At 51.6% G+C, this 17,699-nt stretch carries 10 protein-coding genes; 7 read left to right on the top strand and 3 right to left on the bottom strand.

The genetic code is table 11. From position 1 onward, the window contains the following. From ABWO75_RS05030 to ABWO75_RS05000, 7 genes are all read left to right on the top strand, one after another. On the top strand, positions 1-3,089 hold a 3,089-nt coding region (locus ABWO75_RS05030; protein ID WP_353183197.1), incomplete at its 5' end, for a SusC/RagA family TonB-linked outer membrane protein. Between the two features lie 11 nt (positions 3,090-3,100). After that, positions 3,101-4,396, top strand: coding sequence for a RagB/SusD family nutrient uptake outer membrane protein (locus tag ABWO75_RS05025; protein ID WP_353183195.1), 1,296 nt, complete (start codon positions 3,101-3,103; stop codon positions 4,394-4,396). A gap of 119 nt (positions 4,397-4,515) precedes the next feature. Beyond that, on the top strand, positions 4,516-5,652 hold the full coding sequence (locus ABWO75_RS05020) for a lactonase family protein (RefSeq protein WP_353183193.1): 1,137 nt from the start codon (positions 4,516-4,518) through the stop codon (positions 5,650-5,652). A gap of 194 nt (positions 5,653-5,846) precedes the next feature. Then, a complete protein-coding gene (locus ABWO75_RS05015) occupies positions 5,847-7,625 on the top strand; it encodes an L-lactate permease (RefSeq protein WP_353183191.1) in 1,779 nt (592 codons plus the stop codon). 107 nt (positions 7,626-7,732) lie between these two features. Beyond that, positions 7,733-9,877 carry a ComEC/Rec2 family competence protein gene (locus ABWO75_RS05010; RefSeq protein ID WP_353183189.1) on the top strand — a complete coding sequence of 715 codons (2,145 nt, stop codon included), beginning with the start codon at positions 7,733-7,735 and terminating at the stop codon, positions 9,875-9,877. Continuing rightward, positions 9,874-11,763 (top strand): RecQ family ATP-dependent DNA helicase, encoded by a 1,890-nt coding sequence (locus ABWO75_RS05005; protein ID WP_353183187.1) that lies wholly within the window; start codon positions 9,874-9,876, stop codon positions 11,761-11,763. Before ABWO75_RS05010 ends, ABWO75_RS05005 begins: the two co-directional genes overlap by 4 nt. 115 nt (positions 11,764-11,878) lie before the next feature. Next, positions 11,879-14,101, top strand: a complete 2,223-nt coding sequence (locus ABWO75_RS05000; protein WP_353183185.1) for an NADP-dependent isocitrate dehydrogenase — start codon at positions 11,879-11,881, stop codon at positions 14,099-14,101. A gap of 83 nt (positions 14,102-14,184) precedes the next feature. Here ABWO75_RS05000 and ABWO75_RS04995 read toward each other — a convergent pair whose 3' ends face one another. The 3 genes from ABWO75_RS04995 to rpsA form a co-directional block, all read right to left on the bottom strand. Beyond that, positions 14,185-14,619 carry a DUF1801 domain-containing protein gene (locus ABWO75_RS04995; RefSeq protein WP_353183183.1) on the bottom strand — a complete coding sequence of 145 codons (435 nt, stop codon included), beginning with the start codon at positions 14,617-14,619 and terminating at the stop codon, positions 14,185-14,187. 5 nt (positions 14,620-14,624) lie between these two features. Continuing rightward, a complete protein-coding gene (locus ABWO75_RS04990; RefSeq protein ID WP_353183181.1) occupies positions 14,625-15,185 on the bottom strand; it encodes a YdeI/OmpD-associated family protein in 561 nt (186 codons plus the stop codon). A 190-nt stretch (positions 15,186-15,375) separates the two neighbouring features. Beyond that, a complete protein-coding gene (gene rpsA / locus ABWO75_RS04985) occupies positions 15,376-17,319 on the bottom strand; it encodes a 30S ribosomal protein S1 (RefSeq protein WP_353183179.1) in 1,944 nt (647 codons plus the stop codon). Between the last annotated feature and the right edge of the window lie 380 nt (positions 17,320-17,699).

Below are 17,699 nucleotides of genomic sequence, written 5' to 3'. Positions count from 1 at the left end.
AAAACTACTTTTCTGACTGGACAAAACTATGGTATGTCCTCTCCGGAATACTGTTAGTCACCGCCTTGTGCAGTCACGTGCAGGCACAGACAGCTAATTACACGATCAGTGGATTAGTAACAGATGGCAGAACAGGCAGTCCCTTATCGGGAGTAGCCGTACGCCTGGAGGGTACGAACGCGGCTGCATCTACGGATGACAATGGCCAGTTTACCATTACAACATCCGTTGCCGCAGGCACACACACTGTTTCCTTCTCTTCCGTGGGTTATTCACGGCAGGCGCAAACGGTTGAATTCGGTAGTGCCACTTCTGTCCGGGTCGATGCGCAATTGGCTCAGGATGTCGTGGGACTCGACGAAGTGATCGTGACCGGAACTTCGGCCGGTACTACGCGTCGGCAGCTGGGTAACTACGTGGGAAGTGTAAGCGCGGAAGAATTGACGAAAGGCGCTGCCGGAAACGTATTGACCGGCCTGCAGGGCAAGGTAGCCGGTGCACAGATTACCCAGAACCAGGGTGATCCGGCAGGCGGAATTTCGGTTCGCCTGCGTGGTATCAGTTCCATCAGCTCTTCTTCTGAGCCGTTATATATTATCGATGGGGTAATTGCCAATAATTCCACTTCGAGTGTAACCGACAACCAGCAAAACCGTCTGGTTGATATTAACCCAGCGGATATTGAGCGCATCGAGATATTAAACGGCGCGGCAGCGGCAGCCATTTACGGTTCCCGCGCAAATGCGGGTGTGGTACAGATATTTACCAAGCGCGGCACAACTGGAAAGCCTTCGGTAACGTTCTCGACCACCTTGATGGCCAACCAGGTGCGTAAAAAACTGCCGATGAACATGGCGCCTATTAAATTCGGCGGTCCGACGGACGGCCCGGGTGCTTTCACCCAGGACCTGATCACGGCACCTCTTCAGACGACAACAACGGAAGTAACCCGGTACGATTACCAGGATTATATCTTCCGGAACGCATTCGGTACGGATAACAACGTATCCATTGCCGGAGGTACGGAAGGAACGAAATACTATGCTTCCGCTTCCTATTTTGATAACCAAGGTATTATACAAAATACGGATTATACGCGTTTCGGCCTGCGCGCCAACCTGGATCAGGTACTGACGGATTGGGCAACGGTCCGTGCGGGAATCAACTATGTGCGTAGTGATGCCAATGAAAAACCCTATGGAAACGGATTGGTTACACCAATCGGCAGCCAGTGGATCATCGCTAACTTTCACAATATCTGGGAACGCGACGAACTGGGCAATCTGAAGGCAGTAGGTGAGCGCGGCCGTGTTAATCCGGTATCTATTATCGAAGATTTTAAGCAACGGCAGGGAAACAATCGGGTATTGGCCAACTTGGGTGTAAAACTGACTCCGATCGAAAACCTGATTATCGACTACAACGTTGGGGTTGACAATTCTTCGGCAATTGGTACGCTGCTGGTACCTCCATATACGTATAACGTGAGCACAGGCTCTTACGGCGGCGGCCCGACACTGGACCCTTCCCTGAATGGCTATGCCCGGAAAGTCGCTGCTTCTCAGTATATGTTCAATACCGATCTGAACATCACTTATAATGTCGATATTTCAGATAAATGGGCGTCGACCAGCCAGTTGGGTTATTCGTACCAGTACCAGAATGAAACGGCCAGCGAAGTAAACGGACGGGGCTTGGCTCCATTCGTTGAAACGGTGGAGGGTGCGAGCACGCCAGGCCAAAGCCAGGATAACCGCAGTGAGTTTTCGGTTGCAGGCGGCTATTTCCAGCAGACCTTTAAATACGATAACCAATTGTTCATCACCGGTGCTGTCCGCCTGGATGGCTCCAGCATGTTTGGCGTTGATCAACGGAATCAGGTTTACCTGAAAGGTAGCGGTAGCTATGTGGTTTCGTCGACCCGGTTCTGGGAAAACATGGCTGTTTCATCCTGGTGGGATCTGCTGAAACTGCGGTTGGCCTACGGCGAGTCGGGTAACCTGACCGGCATTGGTGCTTACGATCGCTTCAATGCGTATTCTACCCTGTCTTATCTTGGTAAAACGTCGTTCTCCTCGAGTTTTGTACAGGCCAATGAGACAGTAAAACCCGAGCGCCAGCGGGAATTGGAATATGGTGCTGACCTGTCCTTCCTGCAGAACCGATTGGGCTTAACGGTAAACGTTTATCATAAAAAAGTAACCGATATGCTGCTTAACCGCCAGGTGGCACCGACAACAGGCTTCACCAGCCGGCTGGATAACTTCGGCAGCATGCAGAACAACGGTTTTGAATTGCTGCTGCAGGTAGCCCCCGTGCGGAATACCAACTGGAACTGGGATATGACATTTATTTATAACCGGAACCGGAATAAGGCATTGAATATCGGTGAAGGTGTTACCTTCTTTACACCCGGTTCTTCTGCACCGGTAGCTATCGTTAACGGAGAACCGGTAGGTATCTTTTACGGCACCTACTTTGCGCGAGACGAAAATGGTGAACTGTTGTTAACGCCGAGCGGCGCGCCGCAGACCGAGCGCGGTGTTCAATCAGATTTGTTAAACCCAACACCGCAGCGTGATGAAAACGGACAACCGACGGGCGAGGTATTGCGGAAAGTAATCGGTAATCCGAATCCGGACTGGAGCGGCTCATTTGTGAGCGAGGTTTCTTACAAGCGACTGAGCTTCCGGGTACAGTTTGATACCCAGCAGGGCGGCAACATGTGGAATGCCGATTGGCGGACTGCGCAGGGTGTTGGTTCAGGTAAAATTTCAGAAATGGAATACTTAGGGCAATTGCCGCGGGGCTACATTGCCGGAGCATACAACGTCGAAGAATGGCGTGTGCATCAGGGATCTTTCGTGAAGCTGAGGGATGTTTCTTTTGCTTACACGTTCAATAACCTGAAGCCATTCAGCAGTTTAACTGTAAACGTGTCGGGCCGGAATCTGTATTCCTGGGACAACTACGTAGGGTACGATCCTGAGGTTAACTCAAGCGGTCAAAGCACCCTTCAACGTGGCATTGACTTCAGCGCGGTCCCTTTGCCAAGAAGTTTTAATTTAGGTATTCAAGCTAAATTCTAAGTATTACAATCATGAAAAGGAAACTATTTAATATACCGGTGTTAGCCATTGCGATTGCGTTGACGACCGGAAGTTGTGTGAAAGATTATGTGGACCCGGGTCGCGCTACCGAAGATCAGCTGATTGCCGATGTAAAAGGCCTCACGGGAGCCGCAGCTGGCTTACAGCGTTCGTACTCTGTAGACCGGACTAATCTTTATAACCGCGTAACGGCCAGTGGGTTTTTGGCCGGAGAATTATTTCTGCTGAACCAGGGCAACACGGCCGAGTATCAGCTGAGTGTCGGCGGAGATGAACTGGATGGCCGGAATACATTATTGGCTGGCCTGTGGTCAAGAAGCAATAAAATTATCCGCGATGCCGACCTGATTATCGCCAGTGCAGGCAATTTAAGCGATCAGTCGGTAGCCAGTGCCATTGTGGCGTATACCACGATTTTTAAAGCGCTGGCAATCGGCGACTTAGCTATGTTCTGGGAGCAGATTCCGAACGGTAACGGTGAGGAGGTTACCTTTATTCCCCGGAAAGAGGGCTACGTACGTGCAATTGCTGCGATTGACGAAGCATTGGCTGGCATTGACGCCAACCCGATCAGCAGTGCGTTCCTGAGCACCATTCCGGCAGGTATTGATATTCCGAATACCCTGAAGGCACTGAAGGCGCGGTATGCGTTATTTGCCGAGGATTACGACCTGGCGCTCGCGGCAGCTGAGGCGGTTGACTTAACCAAGCCGTCGACGTTTAACTACGATGCCTTGGCGCAGAATCCTATTTTCTCCCAAGTAACGTCTACCAATAACATCTGGCAGCCGATTGACGATTCCCTGGGCTTACCTGAAGGCCTGCAGCCGGATGCAGATGACCAGCGGATTCCATTTTACCTGGACATCAACGAGGAAATTGCTCCCCGTTTCCGGGTAGGTGGTTTTGGCGATGCCCTGGACCGAGCCTGGCCGGTATACCTGCCGGGTGAGATGACCCTTATTAAGGCTGAAGCATATGCGCGCAAGGCTTCACCGGATTACGTGAATGCCCTGCTCGAACTGAACAAGGTGGTGACTAAGACACCTGCCGAAGATGCTTTTGGCGTTGGTGCCGGCTTATCACCGCTGGAATCGCTTTCACCGGAAGGGTTATTGGCTGCGATTTATAAGCACAAATCCATTGAGCTGTTCATGTCCGGCCTGCGTCTGGAAGACTCACGTCGGATGGGACGCCCGCAGGAAGAGCGCAAGCGGAATTTTGTGAACTATCCATTTGCCGAGCGTGATCAAAATCCGAATACACCGGAAGATCCCGCATTTTAATGTCCGGTTTTTACGGAGCCGCGCTTCTGTTGGCGGCTCCGTAAAAACTTTGGTATAATCCACCGGTTCTCTAAATATATTTTATATTTGGCTATTATTGCTGGATTAAAAAATCAATTATGAAACTAACAAAGTTATCTGCCTTGGGGGCAGCAGTGTTATTATTTATGGGCACGGCGTGTGCACAGAAGAAATACGACGTGATTATCGGTACGTATACCAATACCGGTAAAAGCGAAGGGATTTATGTGTACTCTTTCAACGAGGAAACCGGCGCGCTGACCTATAAAAACAAGGTGGGCAATGTCGACAACCCGTCGTACCTTACGGTTTCGCCGGACCGGAAATTTATTTACGCTATTTCCGAATCGGGAGAGAACAGCTCGGTATCGGCGTTTAATTATGACGTGGCTACCGGAGCAATGTCTTTTATCAATAAGCAACCTTCCGGCGGGAGAGGACCGTGCTACGTAGAGATTGACCACACCGGAAAGTTTGTTTTTACAGCGAACTATGGCAGCGGAAGTCTGGCCGCGGTGCCGGTATTGGAAGACGGGTCCCTGGGTCCGGACCTCCAGCAGATCGATCACACCGGAGCAAGCATGGTAAAACCTTCGCAGAAAAGTCCCAGGATGCATTCCGTGGTGATGGATCCGGAAAACAAATTCCTGATTGCGTCTAACCTGGGAACCGACAAAATCGGTATTTACCATTTTGATGCCACGAAGAAAAGCCACCCGCTAACACCGGCTGATCCGGAATTCGTATCATTGGCACCAGGTAGCGGTCCACGCCATTTTGATTTTCATCCCAATGGTAAATTTGCTTACTCGGTGCATGAGCTCGATGCGAACATCACCGCGTTTACGTACGACAACGGTAAGCTGACCCCGGTTCAGACGATCACCATGCTGCCCGATAATTTTGAAGGCAAAACCGGTGCAGCAGATATCCATGTTTCTCCGGATGGTAAGTTTGTTTACGCTTCCAACCGGTTGGATTTGAATGAAATCGTAATTTATTCGGTAGATCAGTCAACAGGCAAGCTGACATTCGTAGGACGGCAATCGTCAATGGGTAACCATCCCCGTAATTTTGCCATCGATCCCACGGGTAACTTCCTGCTGGTTGCCAATCAGAATACCGATGACATCTACGTGTTTAAACGCAATAAAGAAACGGGATTACTCTCGTTGACAGATAATAAGCTTGAATTAGGGCGGCCGGTCTGCCTCAAATTCGTAGCAGTTAATTAACTGATGTAATTACACGCTTTGATCATTGGCCATTTTAACCGGATGACGGGGAAAATGGCCAATGTGATTTTAAATGATTCCGCAATGCCAATGCACGTTGGCAGCCCCCAATGTAACCGAAGATAATTTTTAACCAATTAAGAAAAGACGACACACACCGCTGCACAGCGATGGCGTGTATTTAAAATCATCCCATGACTTGGACACAGACTACCGACCCATTAGGCAATATGGTCTTATCCGCCATTGCCGCGGTCATTCCCATACTTTTGCTGTTTTGGGCGCTTATCATCAAAAAGATGAAGGGCTATAAGGCCAGCCTGCTGGCGACAGCCGCTGCCCTTGTTATTGCCATTGGTATTTACGGCATGCCTGTTAATCTGGCATTGCTCTCGGCCGGGCATGGCGTGCTATACGGTTTATTTCCCATTTGCTGGATTGTCATTACCGTGGTATTCCTGTTTAATGTTACTGTCAAGAGCGGCCAGTTCGAAATCATCAAGCATTTTATGGCATCCATTACCGACGATCGGCGACTGCAGGCTTTGATCATTGCTTTTTGCTTTGGTTCGTTTCTGGAGGGTACGGCGGGCTTCGGTGCCCCCGTTGCCATCACTGCAGCAATGCTGGTCGGTCTCGGTTTCAACCCGCTTTATGCGGCCGGAATCTGTCTCATTGCGAATACGGCCCCCGTGGCATTTGGTGCGATCGGTACACCGATTTTGGTGGCATCGCAGGTATCCGATATACCGGAAATGGCCATTTCGCAAATGGTTGGCCGTACGTTGCCGATTCTATCGCTGCTGGTGCCCTTTTATCTGGTAATGATTATGGCCGGGTTCCGGAAAACAATCGAAGTGTGGCCGGCGATTTTGATTACCGGCGGTTCATTTGCGGGCCTGCAATGGTTTTCCTCTAATTTTCTGGGGCCCAACCTGCCCGATATCATTTCCGGGCTGGGAGCTACCATTTGCCTGATCATTTTTCTTAAGTTCTGGAAACCCCGGCAGGCATGGAAATTCAAACATGAGGATCCGGCGCAGGAGCGGGAACTGCGGGTTTATTCAACTGGACAGATCTTACGGGCGTGGTCTCCGTTTATTATCCTGACCATCATGGTGATCGGTTGGGGGATAGGGCCCATTAAAGCAATACTTGATCAATGGGGTGCTATCACATTTGAAATTCCGGGAATTCACCTTTCAATCCTCGATGTCGAGGGGAACCCCATGCCCCATACGTTCAAGTTCAATTACCTGTCTGCGGCTGGAACCGCCATCCTGTTCTCGGTGTTTCTCTCCTTGCCATTGATCGGCTTTGGCCTGAAACAGGCCGGGCGTGTGTTTGCCGATACGCTGAACCAGCTGAAGTTTCCTATTATTACCGTGGGCGCCGTACTCGGGTTTGCTTACATATTGAACGATTCGGGCATGACAATCAGCATGGCTTATGTGCTGGCCTCCACCGGTCCGTTATTTCCGTTTTTCGCCCCGGTGCTCGGATGGCTCGGTGTTTTTATCACCGGCTCGGATACTTCGGCCAATGCACTGTTCGGTAAGTTGCAATCGGTTACGGCTGCGTCGATCGGCGTCGATCCGGTTGTCGCTGTGAGCGCGAATGTTTCGGGTGGAGTCGTCGGGAAGATGATTTCGCCCCAATCCATTGCGGTAGCTGCCGGTGCAGGCGGACTTATCGGGCGCGAATCCGAACTTTTCCGCTTTACCGTAAAGCACAGCTTTATCATGCTCTTCTTTGTCAGTTGCATCGTTTGCCTGCAGGCTTATGTAATCGACTGGATCATTCCGGCGTATTCGGAAATATCGGCAGTACAGCACGCCGCGGCAACTTCGCCCAATGTGGCTGACGGTGTTCTGTATCTGGGAGTGTTCGCCGCCCTGCTGGCAGCAATCTGTCTGCTGATCTGGCTGTCTTCACGGAACGAGGATCTGATTCCGAAAAATAACCAACAATAAAAACAGAAAGGGGGTATATAGCCCCCTTTTTCTATTTTTATCTCTCCCGTATATTTTTTACCTTAGCATGAAGTCACCTAAACCGGGCTCTGCCTGCTATTGTCATTTTGTTTCAACCAACCGAAATAACACCGGAACATGCGGTTTATAGCGGACACATTCCCTTTGTCCGATTCCTGTTAGCGCTGTCCTCCGGAATCATCGCTGGAAACCTGATCGCTCCGGCATACGCGGTTTATGCAATTCTTGTAACGGTATGCCTGGGCTCCATGGTTGTTTTTCTGGCAATGGCCTGCTTGGATAGACTACGGGGTTGCCGGTACCCCGGGATACCTAGTGTCTTTTTCCTCCTGTTCCTCGCAGCCTCGGGCTGGGTGCGCGTATGGCAACCCCATCCGGCGGTTGACGCTACGCATTTCAGTCGTGCCGGGTCCACAACACTGTCGGGCTACATTGCCGATGAACCATCGGTCCGTGATCGGCATATCCGGTTTCTCCTGGCCGTAACCCATTGTAAGGGGGCGGATACGCTGATGGGCTGTTCAGGAACGCTGATGCTGACTATCCGCCGCGACGATCGTATGGAGCGATCGCCATTTGCCTATGGCGACCGGTTAGTCATTCCGGCGGATTACGAATCGGTTGAACCACCGTATAACCCCGGCGAGATGGATTACAGGCGCTACCTGGCCAATCAGCATACCTGGCACCAGGCCTATTTCCCTGCCACGGATGTATACAAACTGGATTCGCGCGGTGGCCACCCCCTGATTGCTTATGCGCTTGCGCTGCGGGCACGTATGGTTGCGAAATTTGCCCGTTGCCTTTCCGACAGTGTTGCCCTTTCGGTGGCGTCCACGCTGATCCTGGGCTACCGGGCGGCCTTGAGTCCGGAACTGATTGATTCATTTTCCGTCACGGGTACCATCCATGTATTAAGCGTTTCCGGCATGCACGTCGTCATTGTATGCTGGTTGCTGGCCAAACTCCTTGGCCGGATGGGCGGTGGTACTTATGGTCGGATTACCCGGTTGGTGCTGCTGCTCGCCGGTATCTGGGGATACGCGCTACTCACCGGTTTTTCACCTGCCGTGTTGCGGGCTTCCATGATGATCAGTATAATCATGGTGGCGACCGGCTTTGGGTTGTCACACCAGCGATACAACAGCATTGCCGCTTCGGCATTTTTCCTGTTGTGGTACCATCCTAACTGGCTGGTTGATATTGGGTTTCAGCTGTCGTATCTGGCTGTGCTGGGCATGGTTTTCCTGCTTCCAATCCTGCAACGCCTGTTCCGCGTCCGCCATCCTTACCTCAGGCCGGTAACAGACTACGCAGCGATGTCCGTTGCCGCACAAACCGGTGCAGGGCCACTGGCCGCGTATTACTTTCACCAGTTTCCGCTTTATTTCCTGCCGGCCAACCTGCTGATCGTCCTGCCGGTAAGCGCCATCATGTACCTGGGATTTGCCCTGTTGTTGCTGCCTTACGGCGAATATTTAACCTGGATAGGCCAGTTGTTGGAATACCTGATTTTGCTGACCTATTGGCTACTGGACAGCATGGCCCAATGGCCGCTGGCACGTATTGCCGGCATCTGGATGTCGTGGTGGGAAAACCTGCTGCTTTACCTGGCTATTATCCTGTTTGTATGCGCATGTTCCGGGCGTAATAAGCGGATGCTGTACGGCGCACTCGGAGCTGTCCTGCTGCTGGGTTTTTCGTCCAGTATAACTGAATCCGGAAAGGTCGGTAGGCATGAAGTAGTGCTGTTTAATACAGGCCGTCATATGGCAATCGGTTTTGTCGGGCCGGATGACGCGTGGCTCTACAGCGATCTACCTGCTGCCGATCATCCTACCATCCGGTTCCGGGTAATGCCGAAGCTGGAATCCGCTGTTGCCGCCAACCGTATTCATTTTATCCGAAAGGACCGCCCATACCGGGACGACCAGCTTTATATGCGGTCAGGCCTAATCCAGTTCGGCGACAGACGCGTTCTCGTTTACGATGGCGGAAAATCATATCACGGTCGGCTGGATGTGGACATCCTGCTGTTGCGGAACAATCCAGACGTAGGAGTCGACGAACTGCGCCGGGTATTTTCTTTCCGGCAGCTGATACTGGATGGTTCCAATTACGACCGTACTATAACCCGTTTTACCGCGGAAGCCAAAAGCGCAGGTATTCCCGTTTACGTATTGAAGCGCAATTTTGCGTATGTTTGGCCAACTGAAGCACCGTTGCCATGAACATCGCCGCTATCCTCAAAAAATACTGGCAATATGATAAATTCCGTCCCCTGCAGGAATCGATTATCCAATCGGTGCTGGACGGGCGGGACACGCTTGCGCTGATGCCAACCGGCGGCGGCAAATCAATCTGCTTTCAGGTTCCCGCGCTGGCACGTGACGGTATATGCGTGGTTATCACACCGCTGATTGCACTGATGAAAGATCAGGTGGAACAGCTTAAGGTCAGGGGGATTTCCGCTGTCGCCATTTTCTCCGGAATGACAAAGCGGGAGGTGGACATCGCACTCGACAACTGCATCTATGGATCGGTTAAATTCCTGTACCTGTCGCCTGAGCGGCTGTCGAGCGACCTCGTGCAGGAAAGGATACGTCATATGCGGGTCAACCTCTATGCGGTAGACGAGGCACATTGCATTTCGCAATGGGGCTATGATTTTCGTCCCGCTTACCTGAATATCGCACAGCTGCGGCTGCTGCACCCCCGGGTGCCTTTCCTTGCGCTGACAGCCACAGCCACGTCCGAAGTCGTTACCGATATCCAGGAAAAGCTGGCGTTTTCACAAAAACAGGTGTTCCGGAAAAGTTTCTTTCGCGAAAACCTGACCTACATGGTCTTTGAAGAAGAGGATAAAATGGGCCGGATGCTCCGCATCATCCGCCGGATCGGCGGCAGCGGCATCGTGTATGTGCGCAACCGCCGGGAAACACAGGAGGTAACCCGCTTCCTGCTCCATGAAGGGATTTCGGCCGATTTCTATCACGCAGGCCTGGAAACGCCATTGCGTATGGACAAACAGGCGGCCTGGAAAAACAACCACACCCGCGTTATCGTGGCGACGAATGCGTTCGGCATGGGCATCGACAAACCCGATGTCCGGTTTGTCATCCACCTTGATCTGCCGGATATGCTGGAGGCCTATTACCAAGAGGCCGGAAGGGCAGGCCGCGACGAACGGAAGGCACATGCCGTGCTACTCTACCACAAAAGCGACCGTGTCCGGCTGGAAAACGCATTTACGTTAAGCTTTCCCTCGGTCGATTTCATCGGCATGGTTTACCAACGGCTGGGGAATTACTATCAGCTGGCTTACGGAGCAGGCGAACAGCTGGTGCTTGATTTTGATATCGGCGATTTCTGCAACAAATACAAGCTGGACGCAATCCAGACACTCAACGCCCTCAAGTTCCTGGAGCGCGACGGCTGGATCAACGTATCGGACAGTGTGTACCTGCCTTCGCGGGTAAAAATGGAGACAAATGCGCAGGAACTGTATAAATTCCAGGTGCAGTATGCCCGGTTCGACAACCTCATCAAAACGTTGCTGAGAAGCTATGGCGGCGCGTTCGACCATTACGTCCAGGTCCGGGAGCAGGAGCTGGCGAAGCGGACTGGAACCAGTTACAAAGAGGTCGTGCAATCCCTGGAGCAGCTTCAACAACTTGAGGTAATAAGCTATTTACCTAAAACAGACCACCCCCAGCTGACTTTTCTCCGTCCGCGTGTAGATAACCAGCACCTGTACATTGATCGGCAATACATGGAAACGCGTAAAACGATCAAACGCGCACAGCTGGACAGTGTGTTTGGGTACCTCGATACGGCCGGCTGCCGGAGCACATACCTGCTGACCTATTTTGATGAACCCGATGCCCCGCCATGCGGGAACTGCGACCGATGTATCCGTGCACAGAAGAAGGCAGGCGACGAAGAGAAAATCGGCAGGGAACTCATCCGGCTGCTGGAAACCCATGGTCCGATGACGGTTCACGACCTGGTATCGAAAGCACAGCTTGGTGAGGAAGCGGACTGGATCCGCGTGCTGGGGCAATACCTGGATCAGGGTAGAGTCAGGGTAACAGGCGATCGTTATTCCCTGCGATAGCGCACAGGTTAATACCTGTTTCCTCTTGTAAAACACGTCATTTTTAGCTACTTTTGTGACCGCATTCCAATGCTTGTTGCACATATTAGCTACACTGATTACGATTAACAATATTATGTCAAAAAACACCAAAATTCTTTACACCAAGACCGACGAGGCGCCTGCGCTGGCGACGTATTCGTTCTTACCTATTGTCAAAGCGTTTACGGCCCCCGCAGGGATTACCGTGGAAGAGAAAGATATTTCACTTGCTGGCAGGATTCTCGCCAATTTTCCCGAGCAGCTGACCGCTGAACAACAGATAGGGGATGCCCTCGCCGAGCTTGGTCAGCTGGCTACCACGCCGGAGGCAAATATCATCAAGTTACCGAATATCTCGGCTTCTATCCCGCAGCTGAAAGCGGCCATTAAAGAGTTGCAGGCAAAAGGTTATGCGGTTCCCGATTATCCGGAAGAAGCAAAAACGGACGAGGAGAAAGCAATTAAGGCACGATACGCCAAGGTGTTGGGTTCGGCGGTAAATCCAGTGTTGCGGGAGGGGAATTCCGATCGTCGGGCACCCCGCGCGGTGAAAAATTACGCCAAGCAGCATCCGCATTCCATGGGCAAGTGGAGCAGCGACTCCAAAACCCGTGTAGCTTCCATGACCGATGGCGATTTTTATGGAAGCGAGCAATCGGTTACGGTGCCGCAGGCAACGACCTTTAGGATTGAATTTGTTGCGGAAGACGGCACGAAAACCGAACTGAAAGCCGCCGCACCACTACAGGCAGGCGAGGTCATCGACTCCTCGCGCATGAGCCTGGGCGCATTGAAAAGCTTCGTTGCGGGAGAAATCGCCGCGGCGAAGGCTTCAGGTGTGCTTTTGTCGGCTCACCTGAAAGCAACCATGATGAAAGTATCGGATCCGATTATCTTCGGTGCGATTGTGGAAGTCTATTTTGCCGACGTTTTCGCGAAATATGCAGCATTGTTTGCCTCGCTGGGCGTAGATACCCGGAACGGACTGGGCGATGTCTATGCGAAAATCTCCGGACATGCACAGGAAGCGGAGGTCAAGGCGGCTTTGGACGCGGCGATAGCGAACGGCCCCGACCTGGCCATGGTTAATTCGGATAAAGGAATTACCAACCTGCACGTGCCTTCGGACGTTATTGTCGATGCATCCATGCCGGCAATGATCCGCAGTTCCGGAAAAATGTGGAACAAAGCAGGCGAACTGCAGGATACCATTGCACTGATTCCCGATCGGAATTATGCCGGTGTATATGAAGCGACGATTGAAGACTGCAAGCAGCATGGCGCTTTCGATCCCGCCACGATGGGATCGGTGTCCAACGTGGGTTTAATGGCGCAGAAGGCAGAAGAATACGGTTCACACGATAAAACATTCCAGGCAACAGCTAAAGGCAAGATCCAGGTTGTTGATGCGGCAGGCAATGTGCTGATGGCGCAGCAGGTGGAAGCGGGCGATATTTTCCGGATGTGCCAGACGAAGGATGCGCCCATCCGCGACTGGGTGAAACTGGCGGTTAACCGTGCCCGGAACAGCAGTACCCCTGCGGTATTCTGGCTGGACGAGCAGCGCGCACATGACCGGCAGATCATTGAAAAGGTAAACACCTACCTGAAAGAACATGACACTGCCGGACTTGATATCCGCATATTAAACCCCATAGAAGCAACAAAATTCTCGCTGGAGCGGATCCGGAAAGGGGAGGACACGATTTCGGTAACGGGAAACGTGCTGCGCGATTACCTGACCGACCTGTTCCCTATTCTCGAACTGGGTACTTCGGCAAAAATGCTGTCCATTGTTCCGTTGATGAACGGAGGCGGGTTATTTGAAACCGGAGCCGGCGGATCAGCACCAAAGCACGTAGAGCAATTCGTAGACGAAGGATATCTGCGTTGGGATTCCCTCGGTGAGTTCCTGGCCCTTGCTGTATCTTTGGAGCACGTGGGGCAGACACAGGGCAATGCCAAAGCGCTGGTACTTGCAGAAGCGCTGGATGCGGCTACGGAGAAATTCCTGGAAAATGATAAGTCGCCTGCACGGAAGGTGGGGCAGATTGATAATAGAGGTTCTCATTTTTACCTGGCACTGTATTGGGCAGAGGCACTGGCCGCCCAGCAGCAGGATGCCGGAATTCGCGCATTGTTTGCGCCGGTCGCCGGGCAGCTGGCTACCAACGAGGCACAGATTAACCAGGAGCTGATAGATGCGCAGGGCAAGTCCCAGGACATTGGCGGCTACTACTTTGTAGATGACCGGCTGGCGGAGCAGGCCATGCGGCCGAGTAAGACACTCAACGGTATTATCAGCCAACTGGGCTAATAAACAGCAGGTTATTTCCAAAAGGGAGCTTTCCGTTTAACGGAAAACTCCCTTTTTTTATGTCCAACGCGACAACTGTTGTGTCATCGGTCGCCTTCCGGGTAGTGCTTGCGTGTCCAGTCTACCGTGGCAGCAATCATCTTCCGCAATACCTGCTCATCCGCATCGGCAAGCTTTTTCAGGTACACACAGGCCTTTCCGCTCCGGTGCCTGCCTAAATCGTGCAGCAATGCTGCCCGCCCCTCAAAGTCAGCGGCGAGGTAGAGCACCAGTTCATGCTTGCGCGGCGAAAAACCGATCCGGGGCGCATCCCCCTCGTGTCCACTGTCGTACCGGTAATGGTAACGGCCGAACCCCACGATATTCGTACCCCACATACGGGGCTCCAGCCCCGTTTCGGACCTTATGATGGCAATCAGCCGCAGGCTGTCTTCCCGCCGGGTGTCATTGACCACGGTGCGGATAAAATCAAATGCGTTTTCCGCAGTCTCCACAGTCTTATTCGCAGTGCCAGCCATCGAAGCTATTTTTTGTTTTTGTACTTGTCGTGAAGTCCAACCCCCTGGAGGATCAGCGGCTTGATTTTTTCAATCCGTGATAACCTTGTGGTCTCCTGCTTAGCCTCGGAAATATAGGCGGCGTATTCGTTCTGCCGGTAAGGAGTCAGGTTTTCGAAATGTCGCCGGAGCACATCGTCTGCTAAGGCATCCTCAAGTTGGGGCGGGACGGGCAGTTTCCCTTTCGGCTGCGGTTTCCAGGTTCTTCCCTCGGCTTCATTCGCTATCGCCTCCTCAACATAAGCGCGGATCAGCGCTTCATTGATCTGCTCGCGTGCCGTAAACCGCCATTGGCGAAGGGCATTTGTTTTGCCTTCCTGTGCATTGGTGAGCACATGATGGTTATCCCGGAGAAACACGCCGTTGTAGAACCACAGCGTAAAGTGGGACTTGAAGCCGGCAATTCCAACGACATTCCGTCCGTTGAATGTAAATACCGGTATGCCCCATTTGATGGTTTCTTCCATCGGTGTTTTTCGGAGGATGGCCAGCAACAGTTCCAATCCTCCTTTCCAACGTTCCTGCATGTTGTATCATTCTCGTGCTGTCCCGCATCGGGCTTCCGGGGTTGCCTGGAGGCGGGGCGGTAAACATTTCATTATCGTAAAACAAACTTCGGCAAAGTTTCATTAAAACCAGCGCGGTGCACAAAAAAAACTCCCACCATGCACGGGGCGTAGTGGGAGTTCCAACAGCGGTATTAATTCCGCTGCCTGCTTATTTTTTCGCTTTTTTAGCGCTTTCCTCGTCTTCCAACTGCTCTTTCAGCTGTGCAAGTACATCCAGATCGCCCAAAGTGGACTTCTCAACGGATTCCTTCACTTTCTTCACGGCAGAGGAAGCAGCTTTGGCTTCTTTCTTACGATTGTTGAAATCTTCCATCCGCGCTTCGGCACGCTGGTCTTCCCAGATGCGGGAGTGCGAAATCACCAGACGTTTGTTCTCTTTGTTGAATTCGATGATTTTAAAATCAGCCGTTTCATCCAGTTTCAATGAACTTCCGTCTTCTTTCACGCTGTGCTTAGCCGGGCAGAAACCTTCAACGCCGTAGGGCAGTGATACGATATTGCCTTTTTCACCAACTTTAATTACCGTTCCCTGATGGATGGAATCCAGGGTGAAAATGGTTTCAAAAGTATCCCATGGGTTTTCTTCCAATTGCTTGTGTCCTAAGCTCAGTTTCCGGTTTTCCTCATCGAGTTCCAATACGACCACTTCCAGCTCTTCACCAACTTTGGTGAATTCGTTGGGATGGTTGATCTTTTTAGACCAGGAAAGGTCGGAAATGTGGATCAGGCCATCGATTCCTTCTTCGAGCTCTACAAACACACCGAAGTTGGTCATGTTTTTAACAACCGCTTTTTGCTTCGATCCAATCGGGTAGCGATCGGCGATGTTTTTCCAGGGATCAGGGGTTAATTGTTTGATACCCAAGCTCATCTTCCGGTCTTCGCGATCCAGTGTAAGGATAACCGCTTCCACTTCGTCACCCACTTTCAGGAATTCCTGCGGGCTGCGGAGGCTTTGTGACCAAGACATTTCGGATACGTGGATCAATCCTTCCACACCCGGTGTGATTTCGAGGAATGCGCCGTAGTCGGCTACAGTTACAATCTTGCCTTTTACTTTGGAACCTACTTCCAATGCGGTATCCAGGGATTCCCAAGGATGTTCGGTCAGTTGTTTCAGGCCGAGCGCAATGCGTTTTTTCTCGTCGTCGAAATCCAACACAACCACGTTAATGGTTTGATCGAGGGCCAGCACTTCACGTGGGTGCTCGATGCGACCCCATGAAATGTCGGTAATGTGCAGCAGGCCGTCTACGCCACCAAGATCGATGAACACACCGAAATCTGTGATGTTTTTAACGGTTCCTTCAAGCACCTGTCCTTTTTCAAGTTTGGAAACGATCTCGGATTTTTGGTTTTCCAGGTCGTCCTCAATAAGTACTTTATGCGAAACAACCACGTTTTTGAATTCGTGATTGATTTTGACCACTTTGAACTCCATGGTTTTACCCACGTAAATATCGTAGTCGCGTATCGGCTTAATATCAATCTGTGATCCGGGCAGGAATGCTTCCACACCTTTGATGTCCACAATCAGGCCACCTTTGGTACGGCTTTTCACGAAGCCATCAATGATGGTATCATTTTCAAGCGCTTCGTTGATTTCTTCCCAGGATTTCTGGGTTTTTGCCCGCTTGCGTGATAACACCAGCTGTCCGTTGGCGTCTTCCTGTGATTCCACATACACATCCACGGTGTCGCCGATTTTTAAATCGGGCGTGTCGCGGAATTCGGAAAGCGATACCAAACCGTCTGACTTGAAGCCAATGTTCAATACCACATCCTTGTTGTTGATGGATACCACGGTACCCTGCACAATTTCACCCTTGTTGATGGAGTTAAATGTGCCTGCGTACAATTCTTCCAACTTCGAGCGCTCTTCGTCGCTGTAGTTGCTGAAGCCTTTGTCGTCCTTTTCCCAATCGAAATCGGAATCAGGGGTGCTCCAGGCGGTCGATTTGATTTCATCGATCAGATTCGAATCAGCTTCTGATTCGATGTCTTCCCGTTCTTTCACCAAGGTGTCCTCGGCGCCCTGAAGCTCAGCTTTTTTTGCTGCCAGTTCTTTTTCTACTTCTTGTTTTTTTGCCATTAATTGATTTGTCTCCTTTTCCCGATTTTTATCGGGACTGCAAAGGTATGAAAAAGTTTTATTATTAGGTAGTTATTCGTTATATTTTTCGTAATCTGTGACACCCGACTTCGGTTCGGGGGACGTCCGGCGACGATACAAAAGCATGGTCGGGTCGGCTTCCGGGTGTGTCCGACCGTTGTTCGGGTCGGTTTCGGGGACGCTTCGGGACTTGTTCGACACTTGTTCGAGATGGCTTCGACCGCGCTTCGACTGGGCTTCGACCACGCTTCGAGTCCGCTTCGACGCTGCTTCAGGTGCAACCGTTTGCATTCCGAAGCGCTTCGAAGAAGCTCCGAAGGAATCCCGAAGCGACCCCGAAGGAATCCCGTCGAAATCCC

Source organism: Parapedobacter lycopersici (assembly GCF_040395035.1).
GTDB classification, from domain to species: Bacteria; Bacteroidota; Bacteroidia; order Sphingobacteriales; family Sphingobacteriaceae; genus Parapedobacter; species Parapedobacter lycopersici_A.
The sequence above is the reverse complement of the archived record's forward strand: the minus strand, read 5'-3'. Positions and strand labels throughout refer to the sequence as shown.

Bases quoted from the DNA above. Each gene is read 5' to 3' on its own strand.
- ABWO75_RS05000 (WP_353183185.1), top strand. From the start codon at position 11,879: ATGTCAAAAAACACCAAAATTCTTTACACCAAGACCGACGAGGCGCCT.
- ABWO75_RS04990 (WP_353183181.1), bottom strand. From the start codon at position 15,185: ATGCAGGAACGTTGGAAAGGAGGATTGGAACTGTTGCTGGCCATCCTC.
- ABWO75_RS05020 (WP_353183193.1), top strand. From the start codon at position 4,516: ATGAAACTAACAAAGTTATCTGCCTTGGGGGCAGCAGTGTTATTATTT.
- ABWO75_RS04995 (WP_353183183.1), bottom strand. From the start codon at position 14,619: ATGGCTGGCACTGCGAATAAGACTGTGGAGACTGCGGAAAACGCATTT.
- ABWO75_RS05005 (WP_353183187.1), top strand. From the start codon at position 9,874: ATGAACATCGCCGCTATCCTCAAAAAATACTGGCAATATGATAAATTC.
- ABWO75_RS05015 (WP_353183191.1), top strand. From the start codon at position 5,847: ATGACTTGGACACAGACTACCGACCCATTAGGCAATATGGTCTTATCC.
- rpsA (WP_353183179.1), bottom strand. From the start codon at position 17,319: ATGGCAAAAAAACAAGAAGTAGAAAAAGAACTGGCAGCAAAAAAAGCT.
- ABWO75_RS05025 (WP_353183195.1), top strand. From the start codon at position 3,101: ATGAAAAGGAAACTATTTAATATACCGGTGTTAGCCATTGCGATTGCG.